This is a genomic window from Terrisporobacter mayombei, assembly GCF_020748465.1.
Taxonomy (GTDB): Bacteria; Bacillota; Clostridia; order Peptostreptococcales; family Peptostreptococcaceae; genus Terrisporobacter; species Terrisporobacter mayombei.
The window spans coordinates 339,424-352,642 of the sequence record NZ_JAHZMP010000003.1 but is presented as its reverse complement, the minus strand read 5'-3'; the positions used below and the strand labels follow the sequence as shown (position 1 = coordinate 352,642).

The following is a 13,219-nucleotide window of genomic DNA, read 5'->3' as shown; positions in this document are numbered from 1 at the left end:
GGAAAAATGCATATATTTGATTTTGAATTTGTAGCAAACTTAATACCAATAATGATTAAATACCTAGGCATAACTTTTAAAATGTCATTATTAGCATTAGTGCTAGGCATTGTAGTAGCTATGGTTATTGCATTGATTGTAGATTCTGAAATACCTGCACTTAAGAGACTATCAAAAATATATATTTCATTTTTTAGGGGGACTCCATTAGTAGCCCAATTATTTTTTATATATTTTGGATTAATAAAAATAATACCGTCTCTTAAAGAATTAAGCGCATTTAATGCAGCAGTAATCGTACTAGGTCTTAACTCATCAGCATATTTTGCTGAAAGCTTGAGAGGAGCCATATCTTCAGTAGATAAAGGACAAGCTGAGGCATGTTATGCTTTTGGTATGACTTATACTCAGGCTATGATGAGAATTATTTTGCCACAGGCTATTAGAGTTGCCATACCAGCTATGACAAATACTTTTGCAGATATTATAAAAGGGTCTTCCTTAGCTTTTACAATAGGTGTTACTGAAATAATGGCTACTGCTCAATCAGAAGCGGCAGCCACATATAAGTATTTAGAGGCATTTACTTGTGTAGTAATCATTTATTGGCTTATAAATCTAGCAGTTGTATATGTTCAAAATAAGCTGGAGAAAAAGTTAAGTGAAGCATATTAAATGGAGAAGTACTTATGTTAAAAATAAATAGTTTAAGTAAAAAATTTGACCAAAATACTGTATTGAAAAATATTAATTTAGAAGTCAAAAAAGGTGAAGTAGTTGTTTTAATAGGACCATCAGGTACAGGGAAATCAACTTTACTAAGATGTATAAATATCTTAGAAAAAGCTGATAGTGGAAGTTTAACCATAGGAGATTTAAATGTAAATTTAGCTAATTTACATAAAAAAGACATACTAAAAATAAGAAGAAAGACGGCTATGGTTTTCCAAAATTATAATTTGTTTAATAATAAAACAGTAATTGAAAATATAACTGAACCACTAATTGTAGTAAAAAAAATGGACAAAGAAAGTGCAAATAAAATAGCTCTAGAAAAGCTTAAATTGGTTGGCATAGAGGAGAAAAAAGATCAATATCCATCTAGACTGTCAGGAGGACAAAAGCAAAGAGTTGCCATAGCAAGAGCTTTGGCTATAGACCCAGAAGTTATACTAATGGATGAGCCGACTTCAGCCCTTGATCCAGAATTAGTTGGAGAGGTTCTAGACGTTATAAGATCCTTGGCAGAAGCCCATATGACGATGATAATAGTAAGTCACGAAATGAAGTTTGCTAGGGAGATAGCAGATAGAATTATATTTATGGAAAATGGTGTTATAGAAGAAGAAGGAAGTCCATCAGAGCTATTCAGAGAAAATAAGAATACACGTATAAATCAATTTGCTAGAATTGTGGTATAAATTTAATATGAATGAGAGGGAGTTGTCATAAGGCAACTCCTTTATTTCTATATAAATACAAAAAAATGTATAACGTATATTAAAAAAACTACATAAAATTACAAAAATATCTAGTAAAATGATTGACAGAGGCTTGGAAATCGTTTACATTAATAAATGAGATAATATAAAATAATGGCATCAAGCTTTTGGAGAGATAAACCCTGATTATGATAATCTAGTAGCTAAAATGTCAGAAGAAGAAACTGATGATGTGAGAAGTAAAGAGCTTAAGAAAATTTCAGATGTTTGTTATAATGTACCAGCAAATCTATCAAGAAACTTCTATAAAAACATACAACTTGCTTGGTTTACATAAATTGGGGGAGTAATTTCCGAAAAAAATTAGCATTAAATAAACCTTACTGTAGGTGGAAGAACTAGATATGGTGCAGATGTAACAAATGAACTTTCTTACCTTTGTTTAGAAGTAACTGGATTTCACGTAATACACAACGATTAAGCTGGTACACAGGTACTTTTCATACAGGAAAAACCTTATAAACTTACGTTTAAGTGAAGAAATGATTTAGGATATATTATAAGGGGTAATTCTCACTTGATGCATTTCATGTTAAAGATGCACAAGAAGTTGTTAATTGTGTAAGTAAAGAACAAATATTCTTTAGATATACAGGCGTTGGAATTTGTATACAATATATTTAAAGAATCTAGAATTATAATATAGGAATATAAATAAAAAGAGATATTTTAGGAGGAAGATTGATGACTGAATTTATAAATAGAATAAATGGACCAATTAATAGTTTTGTATGGGGGCCAATAATGCTAGCCTTATTAGTTGGTTTTGGTATATACATGACTACTAGAACAGGTTTTTTTCAAATTAGAAAATGCAACACAATAGTAAAAAGCACTTTAGGTTCCATAAGTAAAAATAAAGATGCAGCAAAAGATGGTGTTTCACCCTATTCAGCAATGTCGGCAGCTGTGGCAAGTAGTGTTGGAGTTGGTAGTATAGCTGGTGTTGCAACTGCCATAGTTACAGGTGGACCAGGGGCAGTATTTTGGATGTGGATGTCTGCACTATTTGGAATGATGACAAAATATTCAGAAGTTGTACTGTCTGTATATTATAGAAGTAAAGATGAAAAAGGCGCATATTACGGTGGTCCAATGTATTACATGGAAAAAGGTCTAAAAAGTAAAGGATTAGCAATATTATTTGCTATATTTGCTGGTACTGCTTGTTTTGGAACAGGTAATATGACTCAATCAAACTCAATAGCAACAGCTTTACAAGGTTCATTTGAAATACCTACGTATGTTACAGGACTAGTGCTTGCAGTATTAACAGGTCTAGTTATATTTGGTGGTGTTTCTCGTATAACAAAAACTGCTGAAACTTTAGTTCCAGTTATGGCATTATTTTATATTTTAGGATCTCTTGTAGTTATAGTTGTAAATAGAGATACAATACCAGCTGTTATATCTTCAATATTTACTGAAGCATTTAGTTTTAAATCTGCAGGTGGAGGTATAATGGGATATACAATAATGAGAGCTATGAGATTTGGGGTAGCAAGGGGGGTATTCTCAAATGAAGCGGGACTTGGATCAGCTCCGATGCTTCATGCAACAGCATCTACAGACAATCCAGTAAAACAAGGTATGTGGGGAATTTTCGAAGTATTTATAACAACAATTTGTATTTGTTCTATGACAGCTTTAGTTATACTTACTACAGGTGTCGTAGATTCTGGATTAACGGGATCAGTTCTTACAGCAGAAGCTTTTAGTACAGTATTTGGTTCATTTGGAGGAGCATTTGTATCTTTAGCAATTACTTTCTTTGCATTTACATCAATATTAGGATGGTCATATTATGGAGAGTGTAGCTGGAGTTATATTTTCAAAGGAAAACAAAAACAAGTATCAAAAATAATAAGATTATTGTGGATACCTACAGTATTTATAGGTTCAGTAGGTAGTCTTGATTTAATATGGAATGTTTCAGATACATTTAATGGACTTATGATAATACCAAATATTATTGCATTATTTGGGCTTTCAGGAATAGTAATAAAGCTTACAAAGTCATATATTAAGGATCCAAATTCAGTAAGAATGGCAGATGAGGATACAGAAGGTATAGCATAAGTAAGAAATATATTATAATAAAATCAATACTAAAATAAAAAAAGATTACTTCTATATTATACAGAAGTAATCTTTTTGTTTTAGATGGTTATTTAAGACTCAAATCAATCATATTCTTTTAATATTTCATTCATTAAATCCGGATAGTCTGAAAATACACCATCTACATTAAATTTTATCATTTTTCTCATTGCATTAGGCTTATTAATAGTATAAACAAATACTTTCATATTATTTTTGTGGGCCAGATCTACGATTTCCTTGGAAACTAGTTGTTTTGAAATATTAATACTATAGACATTTAATTTTTTAGCATGCTCGACAACATTAGCTTCTGGAGCATAGTCTTTTTCATACTCATAAAGAGCACCATACTTAAATCTATTATCTAAGTTTTGTAAAATATTTAAGCACTTATGATTAAAAGCAGAAATAAAAATTTTATCTTCAACACAATATTCTTTGATTAAATTCAAAAGATCTTGTTCTAAGTCATAGTGTATTAAATCAGTTTTTGCTTCAATATTTAAAATAATATTTTCATTTTTAATTAGTTCAAAAACTTCTTTTAATGTGGGTATTTTACAATCTTCATTTTCAATAAATTCAAATTTCCTACACATAAAGCTTTTGATTTCATCTAGAGTATAATCTTTTATAAGTCCTTTACCTTTAAAGGTTCTTTGGACATCTTCATCATGTATAACAACTAATTGTCCATCTTTACTTTTGTGAACATCTAATTCAATTCCATCTACACCTATTGATAAAGCTTTTGAAAAAGCCAACATAGTATTTTCAGGATAGTCACCACTAGCTCCCCTATGAGCAAAAACTTTCATTCTACTTCCTCCCTTGTGCAAAAATCAATCAAATTTAGTATAGTGTTTAATAATGTTACCTGTCAACGCTTGACATCTATTTAATATACTTCCTACAATTTAGATATGATGTTTAGTTAATACATTGTTTTAATATTTATTACTGTAGATTTTGATGTATAACTTTAGGAAGGGATAAATTAAATAATTATGAGAGAGTTATTAGAATGTAATCCAATAATAGGAGCTATAAAAGATGACGAAGATTTAGAGAAAGTTATAAATTCCGATTGCAATGTTGTATTTTTATTAAATGGAGATATTTTAACATTAAAGGAAAAAGTAAATAAACTTAAGTTAAATAATAAAAGTGTATTTGTTCATTTAGACATGATAGGGGGAATTTCTAGTAACCCTGTAATTGTAAAATACTTAAAGAACGAATTTCACATAGATGGGATAATAACAACAAAGATAAGTTTAGTAAAAAAAGCATTAGAAGAAAATATAAATGTGGTACAAAGAATATTTTTATTAGATTCTATATCCCTACAAACTTCTATGGAAAATATAAGAAGAGTAAAACCAAGTGCAATTGAAATTATGCCTGGTGTAATTACTAAAGCAGTTAAAAGATTACATAAAGAGTTTCCAGATCTACCTATAATTTGTGGTGGACTAATTGATGATAAACAAGAAATTATTGATGTACTAAAATATGGGGCTATGGCAGTGTCTACTACAAAAAAAGAACTATGGTAATATTGTTATAAAAATAGTGACAAAAGAATTCCATTTGAATATAATGATTAGTATATAAGGAAATTTTAAACAGAAAAACAATAAAAGTTAATATATATGGCGGGAGAACAGAGAGCCTTTTCTATAAGTAATTATAGGGAGACTCTCTGTTTTTTTGAGCAACGGAGTTGCCTGAAGCGGTAGCGAAGGCATCTCATTGGCGACATGAGCGAAGCAAATTTTTGTGATCAAAAAGGAGGCAATAATATGTTTGATGTAGCAATTATAGGTGCTGGAATTGTAGGAAGTGCAATAGCTAGACAACTATCAAAATATGATTTAAAAACGGTAGTTTTAGAAAAAGGTGTAGAGGTTTGCCAAGGTACAACTAAGGCGAATAGTGCCATAGTGCATGGCGGATTTGATGCAAAAGAAGGAACATTAAAGGCTAAGCTAAATGTTTTAGGTTGCAAGATGTATCCGAGCATTTGTGAGGAGTTAAGTGTTGAATACAAAAATAACGGATCATTAGTTTTAGCTTTTAATGAAAATGATATGGAACATATACATGAACTATATGAAAGAGGACTGAAAAATGGAGTAAATGAGATTGAAATAATAGATGGAGAAAAGGTGAAAGAAATAGAACCTAATGTTAATGAAGAAGTAATAGGTGCACTTTGGTGTAAAAGCTCTGGAATAGTTTGTCCATTTAATTTCAACATAGCTCTTATGGAAAATGCTATTACAAATGGTGTTGAGTTAAAATTGGAAAGTGAAGTTTTAAATATAAAGAGAATAGAAGAAGAAAATTATTTTAAAATAAAAACAAATAAAGAAAATATAAAATCAAAATATATAATAAATGCAGCTGGAGTATATTCAGATAAAATTAATAACCTAATTGGTGGAAATGAGTTTTATATTATACCAAGAAAGGGAGAATACAAGATTTTAGATAAATCTGAAGGGCGTAAAGCAAGTCATACCTTATTTACTAGTCCAACAGAAAAAGGCAAGGGAGTACTAGTAACTCAAACAGTTCATGGAAATTTATTAGTAGGACCAAATGCGCAAGTGGTGGAAAAAGATGATATAACTACAAGCAAATCTGGATTAAAAAAGATTACGGATGGTGGGAGAAAATCCATTTCTAATATAGATTTTTCAAAAACAATAACTTCTTTTGCTGGAGTTAGAGCTACACCAAATACAGGAGATTTTATGATATTTAAGTCAAAAGTAGCTAAAGGATTTATAAATGTGGCAGGAATAGAATCACCAGGATTAGCATCAGCACCAGCCATAGCCTTATATGTGGAAGATTTATTAAAAGAAGTAATGAATGAAGATAATGAAGAACTAGAACTAAACAAAAAATTCAATCCAATAAGGCCAAAAAACAAGCCTTTTATGGAAATGAGCCTAGTAGATCAAAAAGAGATTTTAAGCAAAGATAAAAGATATAAAACTATAATCTGTAGATGTGAAAATATTACAGAAGGAGAAATAGTTGACGCTATAAATAGACCTTGTGGAGCAAGAACTGTAGATGGTGTAAAAAGAAGAGTTAGACCTGGTATGGGAAGATGTCAAGGAGGATTCTGTGGACCAAAGGTTGTGGAAATTATAGCAAGAGAATTAAATATTGCACCAGAAGAAGTTCTAAAAGACTATGAAAATTCAAAGATGTTAGTTGGAAAAGTAAAGGAAGTAAGAGGTGAGACTGTTGAAATATAATGTGGTAGTAATTGGAGGCGGTCCTGCAGGACTTGGAGCAGCTGTTGAAGCAAAGAAAAACGGAGCAGAAAAAGTATTAATAGTAGAAAGAGATAGAGAGCTTGGTGGGATATTAAATCAATGTATCCATAATGGATTTGGATTACATGAGTTTAAAGAAGAATTAACAGGGCCAGAGTACGCAGACCGATTTATTCAAATGGTAGCAGAAAATAATATAGATTATGTGTTGAATACAATGGTTCTTAGTATAGATGATGATGGAGAAAACAAAGTAGTAAGAACTTTAGGAGAAAACGGTTTAGAAGAAATAAAATCAGATGCGGTAGTCCTTGCTATGGGATGTAGAGAAAGAACTAGAGGAGCAATAGATATTCCAGGATATAGACCAGCAGGAGTTTACAATGCAGGAGCAGCCCAAAGATATATGAACATGGAAGGCTATATGGTAGGTAAAAAAGTAGTTATCTACGGTTCAGGAGATATAGGGTTAATAATGGCAAGACGTATGACCTTGGAAGGTGCTGAAGTTAAATGTGTTGTGGAAATAAATCCTCATTCTAGTGGACTGACTAGAAATATAGTTCAATGTTTAGATGATTTTAGTATTCCTTTAAAACTACAAACATGTATAAACTACATACATGGAAAAGACAGAGTAGAAGGTGTAACTTTAGCTAAACTAGATGAAAACAGAGACGTTGTACAAGGAAGCGAAGAATTTATAGAATGTGACACTTTACTTATTTCTGTAGGATTAATCCCTGAAAATGAGCTTTCTACCAATGTGGGAGTAGAACTAGACAGAAAAACTAGTGGGCCAATTGTGGATAGTAGCATGTCTACTAATATAGAAGGAATTTTCGCCTGTGGAAATGTAGTTCATGTTCATGACTTGGTGGACTTTGTTACAAAGGAAAGTAGAATAGCAGGAAGAGAAGCTGCTTTATATGTAAAAAACAAGAATGAAAGATTAAGCAAATTAGATCATAAAAAAATAAACACTGTGGCAGGAGATGGAATATCTTATATTGTGCCACAAAGTTTAAACCTAGACTCAAAAGAAGATATAAATTTATTTATGAGAGTAAGAAATATTTGCAATAATAAGAAGCTAGTTGTTAGAAGTGGAGATAAAGTTATATTAGAAAAGAAAAGACCTCATATGATACCGTCAGAAATGGAAACTTTAAAAATAGACAAAGAAAAGCTATCTAATATAAAAGAAGATATAAGTATTTACGTGGAGGAGGTTTAATTATGAAAAGAGAAATAACTTGTATTGTATGTCCTAAGGGGTGTCAAATGATAGTTAATAATATAGATGGACAATATATAGTAGAAGGAAATAGTTGCATTAGAGGGGCAAAATATGGCGTGGATGAAGTTACCAACCCCAAAAGAATGATAACTTCTACAGTAAGACTAGAAGAAGCCTATTTAAATATGCTTCCAATAAAAACATCTTCATCTGTACAAAAAAATTTAGTTTTTGAAATAATGAACATATTATCAACAATAAAAATCACTGCTCCGGTAAAAGTTGGAGATATAATTGTAAAGAATGTATTAAATACAGGGGTAGATATAGTAAGCACTAAAACAATAGATAATATATGTGAGCCTTATGAAAAAGAAGAATTAAGAAAGATTTTATAGAAAAACTGAAAAATTATTAATATAAGCCTATGGATTTCAGATAAAAATAATAAAAATTTCTGAAATTTATAGGCTATTTTTATTTTATTTTTATAAAAATTTTATTGTTAATAAATAAACTTAGATATAATAAAAAAATTGTAAAAAAGCAAAATACACATATTTATAAAAAAGGATAAAATGCTTTTTAAAAGGACAAAATAAATTACATGAATCAAAGTGTTTCTTTGTCAAAAATTAAAATAAATTTACTTCAAAAAATACAAAAAATCACTTGAAAAATGGTTTTCATTAGAGTACAATAAAAATATCTTGTGGGACACAAAATAAGTATAAGGGACATAAAAAGTCCCGATTATTAAATCAAGAGGATGTAATAATGAAAAATTTATTAAAAATTCAGCAAAAGTTAATTCCTGAAGTTATTGACATCATGACAAAGAGATATTTAATTTTAAGAGAAATATCTTTAAGCGAACCAATAGGAAGACGAGCTTTAGCAACAAATCTCCAAAGTGGAGAGAGAATCATAAGATCAGAAACAGAACTTTTAAAAAAACAAGGTCTTATAGATGTAAATTTAAAAGGTATGACTATTACCGAAGAAGGTAAAGAAATATTAAGTGCTCTAAAAGAGAGTATGAATGATGTAATAGGACTTAATTCTCTTCAAGAAGAGCTAAGACAGGTTCTAGGAATCAAAAAAGTCTTGCTAATACCTGGTAGCTATGAAAAAAATAACAGTTTACTAAAGGATATTGGGAAACAAGCTTCAAAATATTTTTTAAGTGTACTTAAAGATGATGACATAGTTTCAATTGCTGGTGGAAGTACAATGCTTGAATTTGCTAAATCAATTAAATGTGATAAAAAATTTAGCTCTACAGTAGTAGTTCCAGCAAGAGGTAGTGTTGGTCTCGATGTTGAGACACAATCAAACAATGTAGTAGCAGAGGTAAGTAAGAATATACATTCAACTTACAAATTACTAAACATACCAGATGAGCTTGGTGAAGAGTCAATAAAAACTCTTACACAAGAACCAGAAATAAATAAAACGTTGAAATTAATACAAAATTCCAATGTGCTTGTATTTAGTATTGGTAGAGCTGATGAAATGGTAAAAAGAAGAAAATTATCAGATGAAAAAGCAAAAGAGATAATGGACAAAGAAGCTATAGGTGAAGCCTTTGGCCATTACTTTAATAAAAAAGGTGAAATTGTTTATAAGTTAAATACAGTTGGGATTGATATGGAATCTTTCAAAAATAAAAGAGAAACTATAGCTGTATTTGCGGGGAGAAAAAAAGCAGAAGCTTTTATTCCAATTTCCAAACTAAACAAGAATATAGTTCTTGTTACAGATGAAGATAGTGCAAGAAGAATTCTTGAACTTACTGTAAATAACTAGTTTGACTAGTAAAAAATATAATGAAAATTACACCACGTAGGAGGTATATGAAATGGTTAAAGTAGCAATCAATGGATTTGGTAGAATAGGTAGATTAGCATTAAGAAAATTAATGGAGCAAACAGAAGAGTTTGAAGTAGTTGCAATAAACGACTTAACAGACGCTAAAACGTTAGCTCATTTATTCAAATATGATACAGCTCAAGGTAGATTCAACGGTGAAATAGTTGTTGAAGACGGTGCTTTCGTAGTAAACGGACACAAAATAAAAGTTACAGCTGAAAGAAATCCAGCTGACTTACCATGGGCAGAACTTGGAGTAGATATAGTATTAGAGTGTACTGGATTCTTTACTTCTCAAGAAAAAGCTGGTCTTCATTTAGAAGCAGGAGCTAAAAAAGTTGTTGTATCTGCACCAGCAACTGGTGATGTTAAAACTGTAGTTTTCAACACTAACCAAGATATATTAGATGGATCTGAAACAGTTATATCAGGAGCTTCTTGTACAACTAACTGTTTAGCACCAATGGCTAAAACTTTAAATGACAAATTCGGTATAGAAAAAGGTCTTATGACTACTATACATGCATATACAAATGACCAAAATACTTTAGATGGCCCTCATCCAAAGGGTGACTTAAGAAGAGCTAGAGCTGCAGCAGGAAACATAGTTCCTAACACTACAGGAGCTGCAAAAGCTATAGGTTTAGTTATACCAGAATTAAAAGGTAAATTAGACGGAGCTGCTCAAAGGGTTCCAGTTGTAACTGGTTCATTAACTGAATTAGTTTGTACATTAAAGAAAAACGTAACAGTTGAAGAAATAAATGCTGCAATGAAAGAAGCTGCTAACGAGTCATTCGGATACACTGAAGAATACTTAGTATCTTCTGATATAATAGGAATAAGCTACGGTTCATTATTCGATGCAACTCAAACAAGAGTTGTGGAAGTTGACGGAAAACAATTAGTTAAGACTGTTTCTTGGTATGACAACGAAATGTCTTACACTTCTCAATTAATAAGAACATTAGGATACTTTGCTAAATTAGCTAAATAGTATGACATAAAGTCCGGGTTTGTAGTTTTATGCTACGGGCTCCGGACTTTTTTTAACAGTGAATAGTATAAAAAATAAAGAATAAATTTTAACATGTAAAATGATATACCGAATAGGGGAATAGTATAACATAATATATGCGAAAATACATATATAGTATATACAAATCAGTGGGGAAAGATATATAATAGATACGGAGTAATAATAACGAAAGGAGATTGTATTATGTCAATGTTAAACAAAAAAACAATCGAAGATATAAATGTAAACGGAAAAAAAGTATTAGTAAGATGTGATTTCAATGTTCCATTACAAGACGGAAAAATAACTGATGAAAATAGATTAAATGGAGCTCTTCCAACTATAAAATACTTAATAGAAAATGGAGCTAAGGTTATACTTTGCTCACACATGGGAAAACCAAAAGGAGAACCTAAACCAGAATTATCTTTGGCGCCGGTAGCTGCTAGATTATCTGAAATGTTAGGGAAAGAAGTAGTATTTGCTGCAGATGACAATGTTGTTGGGGAAAACGCAAGGGCGGCTGTAGAAAAAATGGAAAATGGTGATGTAGTATTATTACAAAACACTAGATATAGAAAAGAAGAAACTAAAAACGAAGAAAACTTCTCTAAAGAATTAGCTTCATTAGCAGAAATATTCGTAAATGATGCTTTCGGTACTGCTCATAGAGCTCACTGTTCAACAGTAGGTGCTGGAGAATTCTTAGAGGAAAGAGCTTGTGGATACTTAATCCAAAAAGAATTAAAATTCTTAGGGGAAGCAGTAGCAAATCCAGTAAGACCTTTCACAGCTATACTTGGAGGGTCAAAAGTATCTGATAAAATAGCAGTTATAAATCAATTATTAGACAAAGTTGATAACATAATAATTGGTGGAGGAATGGCTTACACATTCTTAAAAGCTCAAGGATACGAAATAGGAACTTCTTTATGTGAAGAAGATAAAGTAGATTACGCAAAAGAAATGCTAGAAAAAGCTAAAGAAAAAGGCGTTAACTTCCTATTACCAGTTGACTCAAGAGCAGCTGCTAAATTTGCTGCAGATGCAGAAGTTGTTGTAACAGAAGATCAAAACATACCTGTAGGTCACATGGGACTTGATATAGGACCTAAATCAGAAGCTAAATTTGTAGACGTTGTAAATAACTCTAAAACAATAGTATGGAATGGACCAATGGGAGTATTCGAATTTGAAGCTTTCGCAAAAGGTACTTTAGCAATAGCAAAAGCTATGGCTAACTTAGAAGATGCTACTACTGTAATAGGTGGTGGAGATAGTGCTGCTGCTGTTAACCAATTAGGATTCGGAGAAAAAATGACTCACGTTTCAACTGGTGGTGGAGCATCATTAGAGTTCTTAGAAGGAAAAGAATTACCAGGAATAGTTGCTTTAGATAACAAATAATATTGAAAGTGGAGGAATAACCATGAGAAAACCTATTATTGCAGGAAATTGGAAAATGAATAAAACAATAGCAGAAGCTGTTGAATTTGTTAATGATATAAAGGGTAAATTAAATGATGAAAGTGTAGATGCTGTAATATGTGCTCCTTTCACTATGTTAAAAGACTTAAAAGAAGCTACAAAAGGTACTAATGTAAAAATTGGTGCTCAAAACATGCACTTTGCAGACAATGGAGCATTCACAGGAGAAGTATCTCCAGCAATGCTTAAAGAATTAGATATGGATTATGTTGTAATAGGTCACTCAGAAAGAAGAGAATACTTCAACGAAACTGATGAAACTTGTAATAAAAAAGTACTAAAAGCTTTAGAAGTTGGAATAGATCCAATACTTTGCTGTGGAGAAACATTAGAAGAAAGAGAAACTGACAAAACTAAAGACGTTGTTAAAACTCAAGTAGTTGCAGGTCTTACTAATGTTAAAGCAGAAGATTTAGCTAAAGTTGTTGTAGCTTACGAGCCAATCTGGGCTATAGGAACTGGAAAAACTGCTACTGCAGAGCAAGCTAACGATGTTATAGTTTATATAAGGGAAGTAATAGCTTCTTTATATGGAGAATTAGCTAATGAAGTCAGAATACAATATGGTGGAAGTGTTAAACCAGGAAATGTAGTAGAAATAATGGGACAAAGCGACATAGACGGTGCATTAGTTGGTGGAGCTTCTTTACAACCAGCTGATTATATGGCGCTTGTTAATTATCAAGGAGTGAAATAG

At 31.2% G+C, this 13,219-nt stretch carries 13 protein-coding genes; 12 read left to right on the top strand and 1 reads right to left on the bottom strand.

The window, feature by feature from the left end; translation table 11 throughout:
- Window positions 1–6: 6 nt before the first annotated feature.
- From K0039_RS12370 to K0039_RS12355, 4 genes are all read left to right on the top strand, one after another.
- The gene (locus tag K0039_RS12370) at window positions 7–675 is read left to right on the top strand and encodes an amino acid ABC transporter permease (protein WP_228105381.1); all 669 of its coding nucleotides are present in this window, start codon (window positions 7–9) and stop codon (window positions 673–675) included.
- Window positions 676–689: 14 nt separating this feature from the next.
- Window positions 690–1,421: an amino acid ABC transporter ATP-binding protein gene (locus tag K0039_RS12365; protein WP_228105380.1), complete on the top strand. Its 732-nt coding sequence runs from the start codon at window positions 690–692 to the stop codon at window positions 1,419–1,421.
- A gap of 196 nt (window positions 1,422–1,617) precedes the next feature.
- Complete coding sequence (locus K0039_RS12360) at window positions 1,618–1,779, top strand: pyruvate formate lyase family protein (protein WP_228105618.1); 162 nt, start codon at window positions 1,618–1,620, stop codon at window positions 1,777–1,779.
- A gap of 407 nt (window positions 1,780–2,186) precedes the next feature.
- Window positions 2,187–3,581, top strand: a complete 1,395-nt coding sequence (locus tag K0039_RS12355; RefSeq protein ID WP_228105379.1) for an alanine/glycine:cation symporter family protein — start codon at window positions 2,187–2,189, stop codon at window positions 3,579–3,581.
- Between the two features lie 104 nt (window positions 3,582–3,685).
- Here K0039_RS12355 and K0039_RS12350 read toward each other — a convergent pair whose 3' ends face one another.
- Window positions 3,686–4,423: a glycerophosphodiester phosphodiesterase gene (locus tag K0039_RS12350; protein ID WP_228105378.1), complete on the bottom strand. Its 738-nt coding sequence runs from the start codon at window positions 4,421–4,423 to the stop codon at window positions 3,686–3,688.
- Between the two features lie 189 nt (window positions 4,424–4,612).
- On the opposite strand from K0039_RS12350, the gene K0039_RS12345 reads away from it, so the two are divergent.
- From K0039_RS12345 to tpiA, 8 genes are all read left to right on the top strand, one after another.
- Window positions 4,613–5,164 (top strand): glycerol-3-phosphate responsive antiterminator, encoded by a 552-nt coding sequence (locus tag K0039_RS12345; protein ID WP_228105377.1) that lies wholly within the window; start codon window positions 4,613–4,615, stop codon window positions 5,162–5,164.
- Window positions 5,165–5,410: 246 nt separating this feature from the next.
- Entirely contained in the window at window positions 5,411–6,883 is a 1,473-nt protein-coding gene (locus K0039_RS12340) for an NAD(P)/FAD-dependent oxidoreductase (protein ID WP_228105376.1), read from the top strand.
- The gene (locus K0039_RS12335; protein ID WP_334302538.1) at window positions 6,870–8,141 is read left to right on the top strand and encodes an NAD(P)/FAD-dependent oxidoreductase; all 1,272 of its coding nucleotides are present in this window, start codon (window positions 6,870–6,872) and stop codon (window positions 8,139–8,141) included. Before K0039_RS12340 ends, K0039_RS12335 begins: the two co-directional genes overlap by 14 nt.
- A 2-nt stretch (window positions 8,142–8,143) precedes the next feature.
- The gene (locus tag K0039_RS12330) at window positions 8,144–8,542 is read left to right on the top strand and encodes a DUF1667 domain-containing protein (RefSeq protein WP_228105374.1); all 399 of its coding nucleotides are present in this window, start codon (window positions 8,144–8,146) and stop codon (window positions 8,540–8,542) included.
- A gap of 379 nt (window positions 8,543–8,921) precedes the next feature.
- Window positions 8,922–9,953 carry a sugar-binding transcriptional regulator gene (locus K0039_RS12325; protein WP_228105373.1) on the top strand — a complete coding sequence of 344 codons (1,032 nt, stop codon included), beginning with the start codon at window positions 8,922–8,924 and terminating at the stop codon, window positions 9,951–9,953.
- A 52-nt stretch (window positions 9,954–10,005) separates the two neighbouring features.
- On the top strand, window positions 10,006–11,013 hold the full coding sequence (gap, locus tag K0039_RS12320; protein ID WP_228105372.1) for a type I glyceraldehyde-3-phosphate dehydrogenase: 1,008 nt from the start codon (window positions 10,006–10,008) through the stop codon (window positions 11,011–11,013).
- 225 nt (window positions 11,014–11,238) lie between these two features.
- Window positions 11,239–12,441 carry a phosphoglycerate kinase gene (locus K0039_RS12315; protein ID WP_228105371.1) on the top strand — a complete coding sequence of 401 codons (1,203 nt, stop codon included), beginning with the start codon at window positions 11,239–11,241 and terminating at the stop codon, window positions 12,439–12,441.
- 22 nt (window positions 12,442–12,463) lie between these two features.
- The gene (gene tpiA / locus K0039_RS12310) at window positions 12,464–13,219 is read left to right on the top strand and encodes a triose-phosphate isomerase (protein ID WP_228105370.1); all 756 of its coding nucleotides are present in this window, start codon (window positions 12,464–12,466) and stop codon (window positions 13,217–13,219) included.